We start from the raw sequence: 21,127 nt of genomic DNA on the forward strand, positions 1-21,127 counted from the left end.
GATCCGGTCAACCTGAACACACTCAACGGAATCCGTATGTTTGACAGAGCCCAAAGCACCATCGCCAACGTCGATCCTGAACTCTGGGAAGTGATCCAGCAGGAAAACCGCCGTCAGGAAGAGCACATCGAACTGATCGCGTCGGAAAACTACACGAGCCCGGCCGTGATGGCTGCGCAAGGCTCGCAACTCACCAACAAATACGCCGAAGGTTATCCGGGCAAGCGCTACTACGGCGGCTGCGAGTTCGTGGACGTCGCCGAACAACTGGCAATCGACCGCGTCAAGCAACTGTTCGGCGCGGAAGCCGCGAACGTGCAGCCGAACTCCGGCTCGCAGGCGAACCAGGGCGTGTTCTTCGCCATGCTCAAGCCGGGCGACACGATCATGGGCATGAGCCTCGCGCACGGCGGTCACCTGACGCACGGTTCGCCGGTCAACATGTCGGGCAAGTGGTTCAACGTGGTGAGCTACGGCCTGAACGAAGCCGAAGACATCGATTACGACGCGGCTGAAAAGCTTGCGCAGGAGCACAAGCCGAAGCTGATCGTGGCTGGCGCATCCGCATTCGCGCTGCGTATCGATTTCGAACGCATGTCGAAGATCGCGAAGTCGGTTGGCGCGTACTTCATGGTCGACATGGCGCACTACGCCGGCTTGATCGCGGCGGGCGTCTACCCGAACCCGGTGCCGCACGCCGACTTCGTCACCACCACCACGCACAAGAGCCTGCGCGGCCCGCGCGGCGGCGTGATCCTGATGAAGGCGGAGTTCGAAAAGCAGATCAACTCGGCAATCTTCCCGGGCATTCAGGGTGGTCCGCTGATGCACGTGATCGCAGGTAAGGCAGTGGCGTTCAAGGAAGCGCTGTCGCCGGAATTCAAGGCGTATCAGCAGCAAGTTGTCGAAAACGCGCGCGTGCTGGCTGAAACGCTGGTCAAGCGCGGTCTGCGCATTGTCTCGGGCCGCACCGAAAGCCACGTGATGCTGGTCGACCTGCGCGCGAAGAAGATTACCGGCAAGGCTGCGGAAGCGGCGCTCGGCGCGGCGCACATCACGGTCAATAAGAACGCGATTCCGAACGATCCGGAAAAGCCGTTCGTCACGAGCGGCGTGCGTCTCGGCTCGCCCGCCATGACCACGCGCGGTTTCGGTGTCAAGGAAGCGGAGCAGGTGGGTAACCTGATCGCCGACGTGCTGGACAATCCGGAAGACGCAGCCACGATCGAACGCGTGCGCGCGCAGGTTGCCGAGTTGACCCAGCGCTTCCCGGTCTACCGCTAAGCCGTCATGCACTGCCCCTTCTGCCGGCACGCCGATACGCAAGTTGTGGATTCCCGCGTATCCGAAGACGGCGCGGCGATTCGCCGGCGCCGCCGCTGCCCGGCCTGCGACAAACGTTTTACGACGTATGAGCGGGTCGAGCTGGCGTTGCCGTCGGTCGTCAAGAAGGATGGCAGCCGCACGGAATTCGACCGCCGCAAGATCGTCGCGAGCATGCAACTGGCGCTGCGCAAGCGCCCAGTGGCAGCGGACGAGATCGATGCGGCGGTTGCCCGCATCGAGTATCAATTGCTCGGTAGCGGCGAGCGCGAGGTGCGCAGCGAGCGCCTCGGCGAACTCGTGATGAACGAGTTGCGCGCGCTCGACACGATTGCCTATGTTCGATTTGCCTCCGTCTACCGGCGCTTCGAAGACGTCTCCGAATTCGAAGACGTGATCGAAGAATTTCGCCGCGCCTCCTCGCCTCCCAAACCTCCCCGCAAGCGCTGATTGGCGCTGTTCCCGGACTTGCATTCGAGTCTCTGTTTTCTTCTCTCGCATTTGTTCGCCGATCCGCATTCCCTCTCCCGTTATGGTTCGTCACGCGTGCATTTTTGCGCGGGATAGCGTCTGAGCGCCACCTGGCCATTCGGCCGATTGTCGACGCGTTTCCAAATCGCTAGATTGGCTGCATTCTTTGCAACGATCAGGGATGCAGATGAAATGGAACGCAGTCTGTTTGCGGCCGCGCCGCGGGTTGACGCTTGTCGAAACGCTGGTTGTCGTCGCACTGCTGGCAGTGATCGCGGTAATGGCGACACCGTCCTTTGTCGCGTGGCATCTGCGGGATCAGGTCGATGCGCGCGCGAAAGCGCTCGCGTCAACGCTGGCCTATGCGCGCAGCGAAGCATTGCGGCGCGGGGCGCGCGTCACCGTCTGCCGGATCGACGCTGCGAGGCATTGTCTTGCCGCGGGGCAAGCGTGCAGCGATGGCGTGACCGACTGGTCGTGCGGCTGGGCAGTCCTGGCTGAACACGGTGGTGCGCTTTCGCTGCTGCGCGCACAGCCGCAGCTTGCGGCGGTCAGCGTCACCGGGACGCTGACGAATCTCACGTTCACGCCGCCGGCCGGGCAATTGATCGGCACCTTTCGCAGCTTCGACATCGCGCCGCGCGTGTCGTCGAAAGCGACCGATGGCGACAAGTGGCGGCGCTGTATCCGGATCGCGGCGGGTGGTCGCGCGCGGACCGTCGAGGGCGCATGCGGAGCATCGTCATGAACCGATACTCGTTGAACCCATGGTTGCTCTGCTATTCAGTCAAGCACAGCGGCAGCTCGCTGATCGAAGTCATGCTCGCCGTAGCACTGATGGCGGTGACGGCTCTCGGCTTGATCGCCGGTCAATTGTGGAGCGCACGTGAAGTGCGCGCGATGGCAATGCGCGAGCACGCCGCGTGGATAGCCGATTCCGTCGCTGAGGCGATGCGCGTGCCGTCTGCGGGCGAGTCTGTGGTCAGGCAATGGAGCGCCCGCGCGGCGTCCCTGTTGCCACGCGGCGAGGTCTCTGTGGGCGAAAGCGGTAGCGTGTCCGTCGCGCGCGTGACGTGGGCAGCGCTGCGCGACATGCCGGGCTCCGGCGACATAATCGACAAACCCGAGTCCTGTGGCGGCGCTGACGTTCCCGCAGGCTCCTCATGCGTTGTGCTGGCGTTTGCGAAATGATGCAGCGTTTGCATATTGCGCGCGGCCATACGCTGGCTGAGCTTGTGATCGCAATCGCGCTGGGGCTGGTGGTGACCGCGGGCGCGGCGTCGCTCTATACGACACAGCGAACTGCATTCGAGCGATCGAGCGATGCGGTGCGGGTCCGCGAAGCCGGTCTGACTGCGCTCACGCTGATCGGCCAGCAGCTTCAGATGGCCGGTTTCGTGCCTGCGGATGCCGCCGGGTTCAACAGTCCGCCGCCGCTGTTCGGTTGCTCGGGTGGCCGCCCTGTCGGCGCGGACGATAGTCTCGCCTGCGAGGCGTTGGCGAGTCATTCCGACGGCGTCGCGGTTCGCTATGTCGGCGACAACATTTCGACGTGGCCGTCGGCGGCCGGTCAATCCACCGACTGCCTCGGGCAGGCCGTGATCAGCAATAGCGCGGCGCTCGGTGGTCAGGGCGTGTCGATCGTCAATCGCTACTTTGCCCGGGTTAGCGGCTCGACGGGCGAACCGGAGTTGTATTGCGAAGGTAACGGCAAGGCTGGTTCTGCACAGCCGCTGGTCGAAGGCGTCGAGCGCGTGCGGCTCCGGTACTGGCCGGCTGGCGGCCTGAGCGCGATCGACGCGTCGGCGGTGAGCGCCGATCAATGGGCGAAGGTCGTTGCCGTCGATCTCTGTGTGCTCGTGCGAGGCGCGCCGCAGGGGCGGCGTTTGCGCTACGTCGACTGCGACGGTGCTAGCGTCGTCGGCGCTGATACGCGGGCGCGCCAGGCGTTCTGGCGGCGAGTCGCGATACGTAATCAAGCGGAGGATTCGCTGTGACAGGAAGACGATGCTACGTGAGTCGCCGCACGGCGCTGTCTGTTCGATATCGGCGCGCTCATCCGGCAGGCGGGACCGGTTACACCGTCCGCCTCAGCCGTACCGATCGCATCTGCCGCCTCCGCACTGGTGGCGCCGTTCTGCCGATTGTTCTGCTGATTTCCGCGATGCTGTTGACCACCTCAGCCGCCTGGTTCGAAACATCGCTTGCGGCGGCGCGCGGCGCGACTAACGTGCGCGACTATTTGCAGGCGTTTCACGCTGCGGATTCGGCGCTGACTTTATGCACCCGCAACGTCACTGCCGCTGCAGCAGTTGAGCCGATGGCGGCCGAACCGCCCGCAACCGGCGAGCCTACACAATGGAAGCTCGAAGCCGCCTTTGAAGCAGGCGCCGTCACGCCCGTCGCGCAATGGCCCGGCTCGCTGCGTGCCCCGCAGTGCCTGATCGAAGCGTGGCGCCTGGGCACGCGCGCCGATGTTCGGGCGTATTTACTGACCGCGCGTGGCTTTGGCCGGACCAGAGAGTCTCAGGTATGGCTGCAGATGGAACTCGTGATCGATGGCGCGCGGATCGAGCGGCATTGGCGGCGCGTTGCCGCACGGCCATTCTGAGGGGCGGTTCATGACGAAGCCGTACACGTCCGCGTTCACGCTACTCGAACTCATGATCGCGTTCGCGGTAGCCGCGACGCTGGTGATGTTTGCAGTGCCGTCGTACCGGAGCCACGTCGCGCGAACGCACCGAATCGATGCAGCATCCGCACTTTATCGGGCAGCCCAATTTGTCGAGAGAGCGGCAAGCGACAGCGCTGCGACGTTGCCGCCGGGCTTCGATCAGGCGCCGCAATTCGGCACGCCGGTCTATCGGGTAGGGGTGCTGCCGGCGGACGAAGCAAACGGCGGGTACTCAGTTGAGGCTGTGCCAGCCGAAGCCGGCCCAATGCGGGACGACGCCTGCGGCATCTTTACCCTCGATGCAACGGGTCTGCGAAGCAATAGAAGTGGGGCAAACGGTGTGGCGCCGGCAAGCGGCGAATGCTGGAGCACGGGTTAGAGAACGAGCTAAATAGTGCGAGCTAATGCGTTCAAGTCGGGCAGAGAAACAATCCGATGTCTTTTGTCGACACCGACTCAAAGTCAAACCGCACGCGGATCAATCAGCTATCCGGAGAACGTTGTAGCCGCGCGATTCAGGCGTCACCGTCCGCAGGCCCCGTTTTTCCGTCAGTCGGCGGATTGGATTCGCTCTTTATCTGCTGCCAGATCCGGTACGCTTCCCAACCGGCAAGTGCGAGGCTGCCCCACTTGAGCACGGGTTTGGCGCTACGCAGGATAGTGGTGCGCAGCGGCTTGGCCAGCAATATCGACGCAATCGAACTGACGAGCGGGTATTGCTTGAGCAGCGCGCCGACGGTTCCTGCGTTCAGGAAGCGTGTTTTCGATCCGCTACCCACGCGTATGCCGCCGAATCCCGGCACGATGAATTTGAGCCAGCTGAAATGCGTGATCGCTTGCCGCAGTTCGACGGTTGCTTGAGCGAGTCCTACGCGCTCGACATCCGCGCGCACCATCAGCAGTTCCTTGCGCAACGCTCGCAGATGCGGCGCGCTCAAATCTTTGACATGGCGGCGCGTGTTGCGGAAAGCGGTATCGGAATGGCTTTGACTCATGGCGTGTCGGCGGCAGTAGTGGAGGCTGGTAAAACGGCGCTGCTAGACGTTCGCAGTAGATGCGGAAGGCGCACGGCGTTTCAAGTACCCGTTACGCCCCGCCATGTCACCGCTTACGGAAGATTTCGCGGTCCTTTTCGAACTCGGCAATCGTGGCTTCGAAGACCATCGGCGCATTGCGCAAACCGCTGCGCGCCTTCAGCGCACAGGCCAATCCGGCAATCGCGTAAACCACCGTGATGCCGGCGAGCGCCTGCCATCGATAGGTGTCCCAGAACGCGATGGCAATCAGCGCTGTCAAGGCGATCAAGGCCATCGTGGCGAGCATCATGGCCGCGAGGCCGAGGAACAGCACGCCGAGTAGACGGTCTTTTTCTTCGGCGAGTTCGATGCCGACCAGTTCAAGCCGCGTTTGCAGAATGGCAAACACGGAACCGAAGATGCGGCGCAACGGACTGTGTTCCCCGCGCTGCGATTGTGTATCGATCGTCATGGCTGTGAGCGTTGCGCGTGATGGCCTAACCGGCGCGCGGGAACGAGCGCGGCAAGAGAAGCGGACCGGCCAGGTAGGCGCCGGTCAACTCGATTCGCTGGTGTGCCGGTCGTCATTCGTCCGGCAGCGAGACCAGTTTTTATTTGCGGTTGATCAACAGCCCCAGCAGCACGCCGGCGCCCGCAGCGATGCCGATGGATGCCCACGGATGTTCGTGCACGTAGTCGTCGGTAGCGCGGGCAGCCTTCTTGCCTTTTTCGACCACGACAACCTGCACGTCAGCTGCCTTCTCGCGAGCCTGCTTCAGGCGCGAAAGCGCCGTTTCGCGCAATTCCGAAGCACGTTCGCCGGTGGCGCTCGCGGCTTGCTTCAACAGATCTTCAGCGTCCGCGAGGACGGTTTTGATATCCGACATCAATCTCTCCTTGTTGACTTCCGACATTGACAGCTCCCCTTCGTCTCACGCCACGCGTGAATCGTAACCAAAGAAACGGCCGCTGGCGAGCGCAGCGCCCGATTCGTTCGAAGTAACGCACGAAGCATTCCCGGTTGAGGTAGGGCCAAAAATTCCACTATCACGTACACGCGCAGCAAAGTTTGCCTGAAATGGAGTCGATCTGTCCCGCAAATTTTCACCAAGGCTGTGAAAATTACAAAAACGCATAAAGTAGTGACGCAATCTTGGTTCGTCGTGTACGGTCGCTCCCGTATGCTGTATTTTTGCGGGGCGCGCTTTAGCGGAGCATTGCGAGCGAACGCCCGCACGGAATGTCCGAATACATCAAGGAGCTGCAACATGAGTCTACGTCTTGGCGACATCGCACCGGATTTCGAACAGGGGTCGAGTGTCGGCCGCATCAGGTTCCACGAATGGCTGGGCGATAGTTGGGGCGTGCTGTTCTCGCACCCGGCTGACTTCACGCCGGTCTGCACGACCGAGCTGGGGTTGACGGCCAGGCTGGCCGGCGATTTCGAAAAGCGCAATGTGAAGACGATCGCGTTGTCGGTCGACAGCGCCGAGTCGCACAAGGAATGGATCAAGGACATCAACGAGACGCAAGCCGCCAACGTCGGTTTTCCGATTCTCGCCGACGGCGATCGCAGGGTCGCCGAGCTGTACGACATGATCCACCCGAACGCCAACGAAACGCTCACGGTCCGCTCGCTGTTCGTGATCGATCCGAAGAAGAAGGTGCGGCTGATCATCACGTACCCGGCCAGCACCGGCCGTAACTTCGACGAAGTGCTGCGCGTGATCGACTCGCTGCAACTCACGGACAACTATTCGGTCGCTACGCCCGGCAACTGGAAGCAGGGCGATGACGTGGTGATCGTGCCGTCGTTGAAGGACGAAGAAGTGATCAGGCAGAAATTTCCGAAGGGCTACAAGGCGCTGCGCCCGTATCTGCGCATGACGCCGCAGCCGAACAAGTAAGCTGCGCGGGAAGCTGCGGTATAAAGCCGCGGCGCTGCAACGAAAAAAGGCCGGTTCGAAATGAACCGGCCTTTTTTCAATCGCCCGACGCCAGCTGGCAACGCGTCATCAGAAGAACGCCTGAATCCCGGTCTGCGCGCGCCCGAGAATCAGCGCGTGGATATCGTGTGTCCCTTCGTATGTGTTCACCACTTCCAGATTCACCAGATGCCGTGCGATGCCGAACTCGTCCGAGATGCCGTTGCCGCCGAGCATGTCGCGCGCGAGCCGCGCAATGTCCAGCGCTTTGCCGCATGAATTGCGCTTCATGATCGAGGTGATTTCGACTGCCGCGGTGCCTTCGTCCTTCATCCGGCCGAGGCGCAGCACGCCTTGCAGGCCGAGCGTGATTTCGGTTTGCATGTCGGCGAGCTTCTTCTGGATCAATTGGTTTGCCGCGAGCGGCCGGCCGAACTGCTTGCGATCCAGCACGTACTGACGCGCCGTGTACCAGCACGATTCAGCCGCGCCGAGCGCGCCCCAGGCGATGCCGTAGCGCGCCGAATTCAGGCACGTGAACGGACCGCGCAAGCCGCTGACTTCCGGGAAGCGGTTTTCTTCCGGCACGAACACTTCGTCGAGCACGATCTCGCCGGTGATCGACGCGCGCAAGCCCACCTTGCTATGGATGGTCGGCGCCGACAGCCCTTTCCAGCCTTTTTCGAGAATGAAGCCGCGAATCGCGTCCTTGCCGTTTTCTTCGAGCTTCGCCCACACGACGAACACGTCGGCGATCGGCGAATTGGTGATCCACATCTTCGAGCCCGACAGCGAGTAGCCGCCGTCGACTTTCTTTGCCCGCGTGACCATGCTGCCCGGATCGGAGCCGTGGTTCGGTTCGGTCAGGCCGAAGCAGCCGATCCACTCGCCGGTGGCGAGCTTCGGCAGGTACTTCTGCTTTTGCGCTTCCGAGCCGAATTCGTAGATCGGCACCATCACCAGCGACGACTGCACCGACATCATCGACCGGTAGCCGGAGTCCACGCGCTCCACTTCGCGCGCGATCAGGCCGTACGCCACGTAGTTCAGACCGGGACCGCCGTACTGCTCGGGGATCGTCGGACCGAGCAGACCGAGCTCGCCCATCTCGCGGAAGATCTCGATGTCGGTCTTCTCATGACGGAACGCCTCGAGCACGCGCGGCGCGAGCTTGTCCTGCGAGTACGCGGCGGCGGCGTCGCGCACCATGCGTTCGTCTTCGGTGAGCTGCTGATCCAGCAGCAACGGGTCTTCCCAGTGAAACTGCGCGGCCTCGGCCATGACGTATCTCCTGATTCCTTGCTTGACTTAAGTTCCGCTATGCGAAACAATGTTTTGCAAACCACGACCGAGTGTACCACCTCATGACGCCCGTATCCACTTTCTCCGAATCGCTCGACGAGCGCAAATTCGTCGTCGCCCTCGCACGTGGACTGGATCTGCTGCGTGCGTTCAAGCCGGGCGAAACGATGCTCGGCAATCGCGATTTCGTCGAACGCACCGGCTTGCCGAAGGCGACCGTCAACCGTTTGGCCTACACGCTGACCGTGCTCGGTTATCTGCGCCTGGACGAAACGCTCGGCAAATATGCGCTCGATGCCGGTGTGCTGTCGCTCGGTTTCGCGCTGTTGTCGGGCACCGATACGCTCGAACTCGCGCGCCCGCACATGCGAACGTTCGCACGCGAAGTGGGCGCGGCGGTGTCGCTCGGTTGCCGCGACGGCCTCGACATGATCTATCTCGACACCATCCGCAGCGAAACCGCGCTGACGCTCGGGCTCGCGTCCGGTTCGAAGCTGTCGATGTTGACGAGTTCAATGGGGCGCGCGTATCTCGCCGTACAGCCTGCCGACGTGCGCGCGGCCTTGCTGGCCGAACTGAAAAAGGCAGCGGGCAAAGACGGCCCGGCGTTAGTGGCCGATGCTGAAGTCGAGATCGAAGCCTTCGCGCGGGAGCGCTGCTGTTTTTCGTTTCGCGCGTGGCACGACGATGTGAACGCGGTGGCGGTGCCGTTTCGCGAGCCGCGCGAAGGCCGCTGGCTGGTGCTCAGTTGCAGCGGACCGGCGTCGTCGATGGGAGCGGAAGTGTTTCGGGAAAACGTGGCGCCGCGCCTGAAAGCACTGGCGCGGCGATTGGGCGATACGGGTTGAAGTGCGATGTGAGAAGCTGCCTTCAAAACTCAAACTCAAACCAAAACGCTGCGGCAACGCAAAGCCTCAAGCCGCCCGATCGTGATAATGCGCGTTGAACAACGGCCCTTGCACGAAGCGCACATCGTACTGTTGCAGCGCATCGAACTGCGCCCCATCCATCACGCGGTTGAAGATCAGCGGAATCCGCAGCCGGCTCGCATAGCCGACTAGCGGCTTCACCGTCGAGTCGCGCAGCGCATTCGCCGCATCCATCTTGATGAAGTCGAGCCGCGCCGTATCGGACACCGACAGAATCTGCCCCGCGTTCGACAGATTGCCCGCCACCTTGAAACCATAGCGCTGATAGCTCTTGGTCAGATAGCCGAGAAAGGTCTTGTGCGCGACCGCCGCCGCCGGCAACTCGATCACCACGCGCGACGGATTCAGCCCGAACGACACCAGCACGCTCGAGAAATGCCGTCCGTGGTCGTACTTCACACTCTTCAGCAAGCGCTCATGCACGCGCAGAAACAGCAGTCCATGCCGCTGCGCGCCGAAGAAATTGATTGCGTGCAGAGCGCGTGACATGCGGTCGAGTGCGACCAGTTCCTGATCGTCGGCAATGCGCTCGAATGGATCGAAGATGTCGAACGGTTCGCCGTCGAGACGCCGCGTGACTGCCTGAAAGCCCAGTTCATCGCCGAAACGATCCACGCCTTCAGCACCCGACGAAAGCGACTGCGCCAACGAATGCACGCTGATATCGAAGATCGGCTCATACCCGCTGCCGAGTTCGATGCCGCCGAATTCGGCCAGCGCGGTTTCGCTATGTACGCCTGTTCCCATCGCCAGATGTTCGCCGAGAAACGGGTGATCGGCGGCGCGGGCAATGAGGTTGGGGATGGTCGGCGGAATCATGAAAGGCGGATAGATGGCAGTAGGTGCGCGCGCGGCGCCCGGCAACGCGACTCGATTGCCGCATCTCATGATGGTAGCAGTCCGCACCGCGCGTACATGAACAAAATGCTCATAACGTTATCGGCCGAACGCTTGTGCGACGGGCCGCTCCGGCTTTCGAGCGGGTCATTCAGGGTATACGTTAATTTCACAATACGTAATTAGTTTTACCATACGTAAATTGCTGTGCCGCTGCGGTAGGTGGTCGCTCTGGCCGGCGCGATGCGGCAACGCGCTCCAGCGGCGCCGCAGACGGCCTGACGTAGACCGCCCACGTCGGCACCTCAGGTATCAACGGAGAACCTTGTATGGACACCCAAACACGTAGGCCGAATACCGCCAGTTCGCGGCTTGAAATCGAGCCGGGCTATCAGTCGGGTTTCGCGAACGAATTCGCCACGGAGGCATTGCCGGGCGCGCTACCCGAAGGCCGCAATTCGCCGCAGCGCGCGGCCTATGGCCTGTATGCCGAACAACTGTCGGGCACCGCGTTCACCGCGCCGCGCGGCCATAACCGCCGTTCGTGGCTGTACCGGATTCGTCCGGCCGCGATGCATAAGCCGTTCACGCCGCTACCGTCGGCGCGGCTCGTCGCCAACTTCGCCGACGTGCCGCCGACGCCGCCGAATCAGTTGCGCTGGGACGCCTTGCCGATGCCGACCGAGCCGACCGATTTCGTCGACGGCTGGGTAACGATGGCGGGCAACGGTTCGGCGGAAGCGATGAACGGTTGCGCGATTCATCTGTACGCGGCAAACCGGTCGATGAAGGACCGCTTCTTCTACAGCGCGGATGGCGAGCTGCTGATCGTGCCGCAGGAAGGGCGCCTGCATATCGCGACCGAGCTCGGCCGGCTCGATGTCGAGCCGTTCGAAATCGCGGTGATCCCGCGTGGCGTGCGCTTTGCGGTGAGCTTGCCGGACGGCGCGGCGCGCGGCTACATCTGCGAGAACTTCGGCGCGCTGCTGCGTCTGCCGGATCTCGGCCCGATCGGCTCGAACGGCCTCGCCAATCCGCGCGACTTCCTGAGCCCGCACGCTGCCTACGAAGACCGCGAAGGCGACTTCGAACTCGTCGCGAAGATGAACGGCATTCTGTGGCGCGCGGACATCGGTCATTCGCCGCTCGACGTGGTGGCGTGGCACGGCAATTACGCGCCGTACAAGTACGACCTGCGCCGCTTCAACACGATCGGCTCGATCAGCTTCGATCATCCGGATCCGTCGATCTTCCTCGTGCTGCAATCGCAAAGCGACACGCCGGGCGTCGATACGATCGACTTCGTGATTTTCCCGCCGCGCTGGCTCGCTGCCGAAGATACCTTCCGCCCGCCCTGGTTCCATCGTAACGTCGCGAGTGAATTCATGGGGCTGGTGCATGGCGTGTACGACGCGAAGGCCGAGGGTTTCGTGCCGGGCGGCGCGAGTCTGCACAACTGCATGTCGGGTCACGGCCCGGACGCGGACACCTTCGAGAAAGCTTCGCATAGCGATACGTCGACGCCGAAGAAAGTCGACGACACGATGGCCTTCATGTTCGAAACCCGCGCACTGATCAAGCCGACCCGTTTCGCGCTCGAAACCGCGCAATTGCAGGCGGATTACTACGAGTGCTGGCAAGGTCTCAAGAAACATTTCAAACCGGAGCAACGATGAACGCATTGAGCGATCTTCAGGCGACGCTCGATCCGTCGCGCAAGAGCTGGATCGAATCGGCGAACGATTCGACTAACGATTTTTCGATTCAGAATCTGCCGTTCGGTGTTTTCAGCGACCGGAACAATGCCGCGCGCCGCGTGGGCGTGGCGATCGGCGACGAGATCGTCGATCTGGCGGCGCTGCAAGCGGCAAGTTTGCTGAACGTGTCGAAGGAGGGCGTGTTTGCCCGCGACACGCTCAACGATTTCATCTCGCTCGGCCGCGATGCATGGCGCAGCGTGCGCATCCAGTTGAGCATCCTGCTGGCGCGCGACACCGCGACCTTGCGCGACGATGCTGCGTTGCGTTCAAAGGTGCTGGTGCGTCAGGCCGACGCGCAACTGCATCTGCCGGTGCAGATTCCCGGCTACACGGATTTCTATTCGTCGAAGGAACACGCGACCAACGTCGGTTCGATGTTCCGCGATCCGAAGAATGCGCTGCTGCCGAACTGGTCGGAGATGCCGATCGGCTACAACGGACGCGCTTCGTCGGTGGTGGTGAGCGGCACGCCGGTGCGCCGTCCCAACGGTCAATTGAAGCTGCCCGATCAGGAGCGTCCGGTGTTCGGTGCGTGCCGCAAGCTGGATATCGAGCTGGAGACGGGTTTCGTGATCGGCCGGGGCAACGACCTCGGTGAGCCGATTGCATGCGCCGACGCCGAGGCGCACATCTTCGGCATGGTGCTGCTGAACGACTGGAGCGCGCGCGATATCCAGCAATGGGAATACGTGCCGCTCGGCCCGTTCAACGCGAAGACCTTCGCGACCACGATTTCGCCGTGGATCGTGACGCTCGACGCGCTCGAACCGTTCCGCGTTGCGCAGCCGGCGCAGGAGCCGCAGCCTTTGGCGTATCTGCGTCACGACGGTAAGCATGCTTTTGATATCTCGCTGGAGGTTCAACTGCGGCCACAACACGCGAAGCAGGCGAGCACGATTGCGCGGACCAATTTCAGGCACATGTACTGGACGATGGCGCAGCAGCTCGCGCATCACACCGTATCGGGGTGCAATACGCGGGTTGGCGATCTGATGGGTTCGGGGACGATCAGTGGTCCGACTGAAGATTCGTTTGGCAGCCTGCTCGAACTGACGTGGAATGCGAAGAAACCGCTGGAGCTGAAGGAAGGCGGCACGCGCGCGTTCATCGAGGATGGTGACGAACTGACGCTGGCCGGATGGTGCCAGGGCGATGGATATCGAATCGGCTTTGGCACGTGCGTAGGGGAGATTTTGCCTGCGACGCTGTAATGTTTGAATGCATGCGGTGTTGAGCCACCGCATGCATTCAAACATCAACCCTTGGTCAGAAGACCAAAAACAGCGACGCCATTCGTGGTCCCGACATAAACCTTCCCATTAGCGATCATCGGCGTGATGAACTTATTCCCCGCCCCGAACTGGTCACGCGTACCCATCTGATTGCTGTTGTACAGCTCGGTGGCGAGATTGCCGGGATCAAACGCATGCAACGCCGCAACGTTGCCATTCTCGGCCGCCCACACAATACCGTTAGCAGACCCATTGGCCGATACGCTCGGCGTCGTCCCGGGATAAACAAAAGTCATGGCGGTCTGACTCGAAGGCGTTGCGGACAACCTCGCATTGGTAATCGTGAATGCCTTCAAATGATCGCTGACGGAGCCAAAATAAACCGTATTGTTGAAATAGGCCGGCATGCCAAATTCGCCGCCGCTCAACTGCGCAGGAATCTCCTGATAGATGTTGTCGCCGCCAGCATTGAATTTTCCCATCGAGTCACGATTGAGCACATAAATGATGTCGTCCTTACCCGTTCCCAAGGTGAGGTGATGAACGCCGCCGCTCGCGTCCGCGAGATCCGGCAACACGAGCGCGCCACCCGAGCCCAGATCCTCATCGACGTTGGACTCCTGAACAATATTCGACATTGCGAAATAATCCGCGACCGACAGCCCGCCAGCCGTGCCGAGTTTCAGATACGTATTGCCGAAGTCGCCTTGTGCAGGAAAGCCGCTCGCGTTCAAGGCGGTATCGAACGTGCCGTTCGCGTCGAGCAGATAAATCGACGAGCCGTCCGATGCCGGGCCGGCGCCGCTCATCCAGACTGAACCGTCCGAACCATTCGGCGTGACGTTGAGTACGGAGGTCTGCTGCAACGTGTCGGCGCTGTAGCCGATGATCCAGCCGGTGTACGCGCCCTGGTCGCAATGCGAGGTCCACGTCGTGTAGATGACGCCGTTGAGCAGCAGCAACCCCGCGCGTTCGGCATAAGACGACGGCGCGAACACGACGCGGCCGTTCGAACTGTTCGCACCGGTACCCGGATACGATGCCGTGACTTCGGTCGGCCCGTTCAGCAGTTCGGCGCCGGTCGCGAGGTCGAGTGCATGTACGCGCTGGTGGTAGCCGCCGCCGGAATCCTTCGTCATCGCGACGACAAAGATCGTGCCATGCGCGCCGCGTGAGCGGTCGATGACCGGCGTCGACGTGATGCCGATCTCAGGCGTGATCTGGGGGCAACCGAGGTCGTTGCTCGGTGTTTCGCCGGCGCCGAGTGCCGACACCGTCCACAGTCGCGCGCCGGTGTCGGCATCGAATGCAAACACGCTGTCGTGTTCGGTTACGACGTACAGCACGTTATGCGTACCACCGGCAATGGCCAGCGAGCCGACGAAAAGCGGCTGCCCATCCACCTTGCCGTCGACCGTAAAGAAGCCGACCTTGCCGAACGTCGTCGCGTTGACGTTCGCCGGCGTGAGGATGGTTTCGTTGAGGTTCTGGCCGGTGCGCGCAATGTCGTTGTGGTAGGTCACGACGTCGCCGGCCGCGGACATCGCGGTGCCGCCTGACGAACTGCCTGTACCGCCCGTGCTTCCGGTCCCGCCGGTTGTGCCGCCGCTTCCCGTTCCGGTTGTTGCGCCCCCTGAGCCGCTACTGGCCGTGCCTGAAGTCCCACCGCCCCCGCCGCAACTCAAGAAGAGCACGGCGCATAAAATCAGCGCGCTCAGCAGGTAAAAACGGCGCGAAATGGGCAGAGTTTGCATGGCGTTCTCCCCATTGCCGGCGTCCACGCCATGAGAGATCGGCCACACCAGCGAAGCGCCGTGCAATGTGGCATTAAAGGTAGCATCAAGTGTGCTGGCGAACGCGCCAAAAATCAGTGCCGGAGCGTCATCCGATCGCGCGGCGGTGCTCTTAACCAGGCACGGCCATCCGTTGCGTACGCCGGTCGATCGACACCGACCACAGCGTCAAACCCAGCGCGCCGATCGAGGTCGCTACGCCGACCCACGGCAAGGTAGTCAGCGGCGCGCCCGCGCCGATCGCCATGCCGCCGAGCCATGCACCCGTCGCATTGCCGAGGTTGAATGCGCCCTGATTCAAGGTCGATGCCAGATTCGGCGCATGGCTCGCGCGATCGACGATCAGCATTTGTAGCGGCGGCACGATCGCGAAAGCCAGAATGCCCCACACGAAGATCGTGATCATCGCCGGAATCTCCGCGTGCATCGTGCCGGCGAAGATGGTGAGAATTACAACGATTGCCAGCAAAAACGCCACCAGCGACGGCATCAGCCGCCAGTCCGCCAGCTTGCCGCCGAGCGTGCTGCCGACCGTCAGGCCGAGGCCGAACAGCAGCAGCACCAGCGTGACCGCATGCGGCGTGAAGCCGGTCACGTCTTCGAGAATCGGCGTGATGTACGTGAAGGTCGAAAAGAGGCTGGCCGACGCGAGCACGCTGATGCCGAGCACCATCAGCACCTGCGGATTTTTCAACACGCTGAATTCGCGCACGAGGCTGGCCTTCTGCATCTCGATCTTTGCCGGCAGACACACGGCGAGCGCGAGCGCGGCGAGAATGCCGATGCCGGTGACCGCCCAGAAGGTCGCGCGCCAGCCGACCGCCTGGCCGAGCGCGGTGCCGAGCGGCACGCCGAGCACGTTGGCGAGCGTGAGGCCGGTGAACATCAGCGCGATTGCTTGTGCGCGGCGGTTCGGCGCGACCAGCCCGGCGGCGACCACCGAACCGATGCCGAAGAACGCGCCGTGGCAGAACGCCGTGACGATGCGCGCGGCCATCAGCACCGCGTAGCCCGGGGCGATCGCACACAGCAGATTACCGACGATGAACACGCCGATCAGACTCATCAGCGCCTTCTTGCGCGGCATGTTCGCCACCGCGATCGCGACGATCGGCGCGCCGATCGTGACGCCGAGCGCGTAGGCCGACACCAGCATGCCGGCAGCCGGGATCGACACCGCCAGGTCACGCGCGACATCGGGCAGCAACCCCATGATCACGAATTCAGTGGTACCGATTCCAAAGGCGGCGACGGCGAGGGCGAGCAGGGGTAAAGGCATGGTGGCGGAGCGAGAATCGGCGTGACGGGGAGCGTCACGCGGCAGGCGCGCGTTTTCGGGGCGAAGAGCGCATGCGCCGTGCAAGGGGTAAACAGTAGGGGATTCTACCTAAGTCAAAACGGCTTTGCTGAGCGCCGAGCGGAGTGTTGTTTTTCGTTGAAAGGCGCGGCGGGACGGGCTTTGCCGACGCTTTGGCGAGGGATTGGCGGCGGTTTGGCGAGGGATTGACGGCGGTTTGGCGACGGTCAGCGAGGGGCAGCAAGGAGCAGCGAGGAGCAGCGACGGTCAGCCGGCGTCAGCGAGCGCTGCCGCCGGGGCCGAGCGTGTCGCCGTGGCGGCCGGCTCCATCGGCAAAACGGGTGGCGCCCGCGACGCCTTCGTCGAACACCGCCTGATAGCCGCCGGCGCCTTCGCGCCGCAGCGCGTCGGCGAGATCGTCGAGCATGCTGTTCTCGAGCGCGGAGCGCCGGTCGGCCAGCAACGCCGCTTGCGGAAACGCCGCCAGTCCGGCGGCCAACTGTTCGGCGGCCGCGCGCGCCTCGCCTGTGCGCACGATGCGGTTGGCGAGGCCAAAGCTGAGCGCTTCCTGCGCGTTCACGGCGCGGCCGGTCAGAATCAGGTCCAGCGCTCGCGAGAGCCCGATCAGGCGCGGCAGACGGATCGTGCCGCCGTCGATCAGCGGAATCCCCACGCGCCGGCAGAACACGCCGAGCACCGCGTCTTCTTCGACCACGCGTAGATCGCACAGCGCCGCCAGTTCCAGGCCGCCCGCCACGGCGTATCCGGCAATCGCGGCGATCACCGGTTTGCTGAAAACCATGCGCGTCGGTCCCATCGGGCCGGGGCCGCTGCCGTCGGCGTGCAGTTCGTTGCGGCGCGTGTCGTCGGCGAGCGCGGTGAGGTCCGCGCCGGCGCAGAAAGTGCCGCCCGCGCCGAACAGCACCGCCGCACGCCACGCCGGCTCAGCTTCGAAGCGGCGGAAGGCGGCGCTGAGCGCATCGGCGGTAGGGCGGTCGACAGCATTACGCCGTGCCGGACGATCGAGCACGATGGTGGCGACGCCGGTGGCCTCATCGGCTTCGATACGCACGTGTTCATTGAAATTTTGGGTGGATATCATCGTCGTTTCCGTAAGACCTGCGGGCACCCGCCGATGCCGGGTGATTAATACATAGGCTTGTCATGCTTCTTTCACAATCGACTCGTAGCTTAGGCGCTCTTTTAACCTGCTGGCGCGTGCGCGCTGGCTTATCGAGCCGGCCTTTGCATTCGTCCAATCCATCGTCCTTTGCCGCGCCGGCCTACGCCGAGCCGGTCTGGATCGTGCCTCTGCATGATCATCCATGGTACGACCATGTGCGTCTCAAGCGCGTCTTCGTCACCGACGATACGCGGCATCAAGTGGTGTTGGTCGACGCGCGCAAGCTGCTGGCGTGTGCGGATCGCGACGACACCGACTACGTGTTGAAGCCTGTTGCCGAATGGCATTCGGGGAAGATGCGCGGCATTCGCGAGTTTCTCGACCCGGACAACCCGCGCATTCCGCAGATGCCGTACGTGACGATCACGACGCGTCGCGCGCCGGGTTTGTTGGGCTGGATGGGTCTCGAGCGTGAAGGCGTGGTGGCGTTTCGCAATGGCCAGCATCGCGCGCGCTATCTGGCCGACGCGGGCGCGCGCTGGTTTCCGGTGGAAGTGCACGAGCGCGAGGTGGCGTTGCTGCGCGAAGTCTGCGGCGCGGCGGACGACGCCCGCACGGCGATTCGCTCGACCACGATGGAGGGGGGCGCCTAGCCAGGGGCGCTTAGCTGGGGACGCCTGGCTGGGCTCGCCGATCCGGCCGCCCCGAGCCGGGGCGCTTAGCTGTGAGGGAGCATGGCCAAGGGCGCCAAGCCTGGGGCGCCAAGCTGTGAGGGAGCATGGCCAAGGGCGCCAAGCCTGGGGCGCCAAGCTGGCGGGCGCCGATCCAGCCGTCCCTACCCGCGCGTCCGCACTGCATTGCGCGATGTACCCGCCTGCCATGCGGCGACATTATCGAGCGTGGTCTGCGCGATCTCGTTCATCGCCTCGCGCGTGAAAAACGCCTGATGCGCGGTGACGATCACGTTCGGAAACATCAACAGACGGGCCAGCACGTCATCCTGCAACGGCAGGTTCGAGTGGTCTTCAAAAAACAGGCCGCCTTCTTCCTCGTACACGTCGAGCCCGAGATGGCCGAGCTGCCCGTCCTTCAATGCGCCGATCAGCGCATTGCTTTCGACGAGGCCGCCGCGCCCGGTGTTGATCAGCATCGCGCCGCGTTTCATCTTCGCCAGCGCGCTGCCGTCGATCAGATGGTACGTGCCCGGCACCAACGGACAATGCAGGCTGACGACGTCGGCTTGCGCCAACAGGGTGTCGAGCGGCACGTAGCGAGCGCCGAGCGCAAGCAGGTCTTCGGCCGGCGTGCCGGGATCGTGCGCGAGCACCTGCATGCCGAAGCCCGCCATGATGCGGCCGAACACGCGGCCGATCATGCCCGTGCCGATCACGCCCACTGTCTTGCCGTGCAGATCGAAGCCGAGCAGCCCGTGCAGGGAGAAGTCGCCTTCGCGCGTGCGCGCGACTGCGCGCGGCAGCCGCCGGTTCAGCGCGAGAATCAGGCCGACCGCATGCTCGGCGACGGCGTGCGGAGAGTAGGCCGGCACCCGCACGACCGTGATGCCGAGACGTTCAGCCGCTGCCAGATCCACGTGATTGAAGCCCGCCGAGCGCAGCGCGATCAGGCGCGTGCCGCCGGCATGCAGGCGTTCCAGCACGGCGCCGTCGACGTTGTCGTTGACGAACGGGCATACCACTTCATAGCCCTGCGCGAGGATCGCTGTTTCGATATCGAGGTGCGATTCCTGGAAATGCAGTTCATAGCGATGCGTGTGGTTTGCCTCGATGAATGTGTCACTGTCGTATTGGCGGCTGCTGAAGAGGATCATGCGCATGGAAGGCTCCAAAGGATGCATGCCGGCGCTGGCGATGCGCACTGACGGCGCAATGGCCTGCCGGCAGATCAGTATATCGGCCCGTTGCGGCAAATATGTGCTCACCGCCACCCGGAAAACCGACTTCGTCTATCTCGGCCTCGGCGTGCTGGTCGGCACTTTGGCCGACGTTTCCGGGCGATGAGGCATAGACAAAAAACTTGCGCAATCGCGCGGATCGGTGAATGATCGAACGGACGGCCTCGCCAGTGTCACTGTTGGCGAGGCCGTTTGTTCCTTTGCGTCCTGACATTCACGTATCCATCATGCAGACCTCATCATCTACCTCCGCTTCCTTTTCAGTGCCCTGTCCGGTTGTCGAATCGCTCGACGCCATCCTTCCCGAAGAGCCGTTACTGATGATGGGCGCCGGCCCCGTGCCGATTCCCGCCGCCGTCGCCAAGGCCAACGCGATTGTGATCAATCACCTGGGCGGCACGATGGTGAAGGTGATCGGCCAGGTCAAGACGATGGCGCGCTACGTGTTCCAGACGAACTCGAAATGGGTGCTCGGCGTGGCGGGCCCGGGTTCGGCCGCGATGGAAATGGCGATCTCCAATCTCGCGTGGGAAGGCACGCGAGTGCTGAGCATCAAGAACGGCTTTTTCAGCGAGCGGATGGCGGAGATGGGCCGACGCGTCGGCGCGCAGGTGAGCACGTTGGACGTCGCCGACCGTTCGGTGGCGAGCCTTGACCAGGTCGCCGAAGCGATCCGTCGTGAGCGTCCGGAGATCGTGACGGTGGTGCAGGGCGAGACGTCCAACACGGTGTGGAATTATCACTTGAAGGACATTGCCGCGTTGGCGAAAGCCGCGGGCGCGCTGGTGATCGTCGATGCGGTGTGCACGTTGAGCACGATGCCGCTCGAGATGGATGCATGGGGTATCGATGCTGTGATTACCGGCGGACAGAAGGGGTTGTCGTCGATTCCTGGCGTGTCGCTGATTGCGTTTTCCGATGCTGCCTGGGAGCGGGTTAAGGGGCGCACGGCGCCTAATGCACATTGGTGTCTGGATGCGTCGCTAGCGGAGAACTTCTGGCATAACGCCGGTTATCACTACACGGCGCCTGTGTCGGGCGTGCTGGCCTTGCACGAGGCTTTGCGGCTGGTTTGTGCCGAGACTTTGGAGAAGCGGTTTGCGCGGCATTTGAAGTGTTCGATTGCCTTGCAGGAGGGAGTAACGGCTTTGGGCTTGCAACTCTATGCGCCGAAGGCTTGCCGGTTGAACTCCGTCGTTGGGATTGAAGTGCCCGTCGGGCTGAGCCCAGGGGATGTTTGCTCGCATATCTCGCGACAGCATCAAGTGGAAATATCTGGTTCCTTCGGATTGCCGATTGTTCGGATTGGGCAGATGGGAGAGCAGTGTCGCGAACATAACCTGTTTCGGACGTTGCACGCGCTTGGGAGGACTATGGTTGATCTTGGCGTTGGGGTCGATTTGCCAGCCGGCGTGGCGGCCCTGGAGCGTGAGCTTTCCGGAGGGAAGTAGAGGGTTTCACGCAAAACGAAAGCGACGATTTTTTGCGGGTCCAATACCGCCAAAAAATAGTCAAACAACGCCGCGCCGAAGC

At 62.8% G+C, this 21,127-nt stretch carries 23 protein-coding genes; 14 read left to right on the forward strand and 9 right to left on the reverse strand.

Features of this window, described 5'->3' with window-relative positions:
* The first annotated feature begins 36 nt into the window (after window positions 1–36).
* The 7 genes from glyA to SB772_RS14065 all read left to right on the forward strand — a co-directional run bounded on the left by glyA (window position 37) and on the right by SB772_RS14065 (window position 4,847).
* Window positions 37–1,284 (forward strand): serine hydroxymethyltransferase, encoded by a 1,248-nt coding sequence (gene glyA, locus SB772_RS14035; RefSeq protein WP_410833846.1) that lies wholly within the window; start codon window positions 37–39, stop codon window positions 1,282–1,284.
* A gap of 6 nt (window positions 1,285–1,290) precedes the next feature.
* On the forward strand, window positions 1,291–1,773 hold the full coding sequence (gene nrdR / locus SB772_RS14040) for a transcriptional regulator NrdR (protein WP_410833847.1): 483 nt from the start codon (window positions 1,291–1,293) through the stop codon (window positions 1,771–1,773).
* A 208-nt stretch (window positions 1,774–1,981) separates the two neighbouring features.
* Entirely contained in the window at window positions 1,982–2,542 is a 561-nt protein-coding gene (locus tag SB772_RS14045) for a GspH/FimT family pseudopilin (RefSeq protein WP_410833848.1), read from the forward strand.
* Window positions 2,539–2,985 (forward strand): hypothetical protein, encoded by a 447-nt coding sequence (locus SB772_RS14050; protein WP_410833849.1) that lies wholly within the window; start codon window positions 2,539–2,541, stop codon window positions 2,983–2,985. The genes SB772_RS14045 and SB772_RS14050 overlap by 4 nt, the downstream gene beginning before the upstream one ends.
* The gene (locus SB772_RS14055) at window positions 2,985–3,791 is read left to right on the forward strand and encodes a PilW family protein (protein WP_410834004.1); all 807 of its coding nucleotides are present in this window, start codon (window positions 2,985–2,987) and stop codon (window positions 3,789–3,791) included. The genes SB772_RS14050 and SB772_RS14055 overlap by 1 nt, the downstream gene beginning before the upstream one ends.
* A 167-nt stretch (window positions 3,792–3,958) precedes the next feature.
* Window positions 3,959–4,405, forward strand: coding sequence for a hypothetical protein (locus SB772_RS14060; RefSeq protein ID WP_410834005.1), 447 nt, complete (start codon window positions 3,959–3,961; stop codon window positions 4,403–4,405).
* Between the two features lie 10 nt (window positions 4,406–4,415).
* Complete coding sequence (locus SB772_RS14065; RefSeq protein WP_410833850.1) at window positions 4,416–4,847, forward strand: type IV pilin protein; 432 nt, start codon at window positions 4,416–4,418, stop codon at window positions 4,845–4,847.
* A gap of 136 nt (window positions 4,848–4,983) precedes the next feature.
* On the opposite strand, the gene SB772_RS14070 is transcribed toward SB772_RS14065, so the two are convergent.
* The 3 genes from SB772_RS14070 to SB772_RS14080 all read right to left on the reverse strand — a co-directional run bounded on the left by SB772_RS14070 (window position 4,984) and on the right by SB772_RS14080 (window position 6,398).
* Complete coding sequence (locus tag SB772_RS14070) at window positions 4,984–5,463, reverse strand: DUF3318 domain-containing protein (RefSeq protein ID WP_410833851.1); 480 nt, start codon at window positions 5,461–5,463, stop codon at window positions 4,984–4,986.
* Window positions 5,464–5,569: 106 nt separating this feature from the next.
* Entirely contained in the window at window positions 5,570–5,956 is a 387-nt protein-coding gene (locus tag SB772_RS14075) for a phage holin family protein (RefSeq protein ID WP_410833852.1), read from the reverse strand.
* Window positions 5,957–6,095: 139 nt separating this feature from the next.
* On the reverse strand, window positions 6,096–6,398 hold the full coding sequence (locus tag SB772_RS14080) for a YqjD family protein (RefSeq protein ID WP_006047848.1): 303 nt from the start codon (window positions 6,396–6,398) through the stop codon (window positions 6,096–6,098).
* Between the two features lie 354 nt (window positions 6,399–6,752).
* Between SB772_RS14080 and SB772_RS14085 the strand changes: the two genes are divergently transcribed.
* A complete protein-coding gene (locus SB772_RS14085; RefSeq protein WP_410833853.1) occupies window positions 6,753–7,391 on the forward strand; it encodes a peroxiredoxin in 639 nt (212 codons plus the stop codon).
* Window positions 7,392–7,499: 108 nt separating this feature from the next.
* On the opposite strand, the gene SB772_RS14090 is transcribed toward SB772_RS14085, so the two are convergent.
* On the reverse strand, window positions 7,500–8,690 hold the full coding sequence (locus tag SB772_RS14090) for an acyl-CoA dehydrogenase (RefSeq protein WP_410833854.1): 1,191 nt from the start codon (window positions 8,688–8,690) through the stop codon (window positions 7,500–7,502).
* 83 nt (window positions 8,691–8,773) lie between these two features.
* On the opposite strand from SB772_RS14090, the gene SB772_RS14095 reads away from it, so the two are divergent.
* Window positions 8,774–9,559: an IclR family transcriptional regulator gene (locus SB772_RS14095; protein ID WP_410833855.1), complete on the forward strand. Its 786-nt coding sequence runs from the start codon at window positions 8,774–8,776 to the stop codon at window positions 9,557–9,559.
* Window positions 9,560–9,625: 66 nt separating this feature from the next.
* Here SB772_RS14095 and SB772_RS14100 read toward each other — a convergent pair whose 3' ends face one another.
* Window positions 9,626–10,459: a diguanylate phosphodiesterase gene (locus tag SB772_RS14100; RefSeq protein WP_410834006.1), complete on the reverse strand. Its 834-nt coding sequence runs from the start codon at window positions 10,457–10,459 to the stop codon at window positions 9,626–9,628.
* Window positions 10,460–10,806: 347 nt separating this feature from the next.
* Here SB772_RS14100 and hmgA point away from each other — a divergent pair, with 347 nt between their 5' ends.
* Both hmgA and fahA read left to right on the forward strand, forming a co-directional pair.
* Window positions 10,807–12,153, forward strand: a complete 1,347-nt coding sequence (gene hmgA, locus SB772_RS14105; RefSeq protein WP_410833856.1) for a homogentisate 1,2-dioxygenase — start codon at window positions 10,807–10,809, stop codon at window positions 12,151–12,153.
* Window positions 12,150–13,448: a fumarylacetoacetase gene (fahA, locus tag SB772_RS14110; RefSeq protein ID WP_410833857.1), complete on the forward strand. Its 1,299-nt coding sequence runs from the start codon at window positions 12,150–12,152 to the stop codon at window positions 13,446–13,448. The genes hmgA and fahA overlap by 4 nt, the downstream gene beginning before the upstream one ends.
* Window positions 13,449–13,492: 44 nt before the next feature.
* On the opposite strand, the gene SB772_RS14115 is transcribed toward fahA, so the two are convergent.
* The 3 genes from SB772_RS14115 to SB772_RS14125 form a co-directional block, all read right to left on the reverse strand.
* Window positions 13,493–15,223, reverse strand: coding sequence for a pyrrolo-quinoline quinone (locus SB772_RS14115; protein ID WP_410833858.1), 1,731 nt, complete (start codon window positions 15,221–15,223; stop codon window positions 13,493–13,495).
* 151 nt (window positions 15,224–15,374) lie between these two features.
* Window positions 15,375–16,541 (reverse strand): MFS transporter, encoded by a 1,167-nt coding sequence (locus tag SB772_RS14120; protein WP_410833859.1) that lies wholly within the window; start codon window positions 16,539–16,541, stop codon window positions 15,375–15,377.
* Between the two features lie 295 nt (window positions 16,542–16,836).
* Complete coding sequence (locus SB772_RS14125; RefSeq protein ID WP_410833860.1) at window positions 16,837–17,661, reverse strand: crotonase/enoyl-CoA hydratase family protein; 825 nt, start codon at window positions 17,659–17,661, stop codon at window positions 16,837–16,839.
* A 62-nt stretch (window positions 17,662–17,723) separates the two neighbouring features.
* Here SB772_RS14125 and SB772_RS14130 point away from each other — a divergent pair, with 62 nt between their 5' ends.
* Entirely contained in the window at window positions 17,724–18,335 is a 612-nt protein-coding gene (locus tag SB772_RS14130) for a plasmid fertility inhibition factor family protein (RefSeq protein ID WP_410833861.1), read from the forward strand.
* A gap of 182 nt (window positions 18,336–18,517) precedes the next feature.
* Here SB772_RS14130 and SB772_RS14135 read toward each other — a convergent pair whose 3' ends face one another.
* Complete coding sequence (locus SB772_RS14135; RefSeq protein WP_410833862.1) at window positions 18,518–19,516, reverse strand: 2-hydroxyacid dehydrogenase; 999 nt, start codon at window positions 19,514–19,516, stop codon at window positions 18,518–18,520.
* Here SB772_RS14135 and SB772_RS14140 point away from each other — a divergent pair.
* Window positions 19,509–19,700 carry a hypothetical protein gene (locus SB772_RS14140; protein WP_410833863.1) on the forward strand — a complete coding sequence of 64 codons (192 nt, stop codon included), beginning with the start codon at window positions 19,509–19,511 and terminating at the stop codon, window positions 19,698–19,700. The two genes, SB772_RS14135 and SB772_RS14140, sit on opposite strands and share 8 nt — an antisense overlap.
* A 121-nt stretch (window positions 19,701–19,821) precedes the next feature.
* On the forward strand, window positions 19,822–21,045 hold the full coding sequence (locus SB772_RS14145) for a pyridoxal-phosphate-dependent aminotransferase family protein (protein ID WP_410833864.1): 1,224 nt from the start codon (window positions 19,822–19,824) through the stop codon (window positions 21,043–21,045).
* Window positions 21,046–21,127 lie beyond the last annotated feature (82 nt).

The organism is Paraburkholderia sp. SIMBA_030, from assembly GCF_046535245.1.
Lineage (GTDB): Bacteria > Pseudomonadota > Gammaproteobacteria > Burkholderiales > Burkholderiaceae > Paraburkholderia.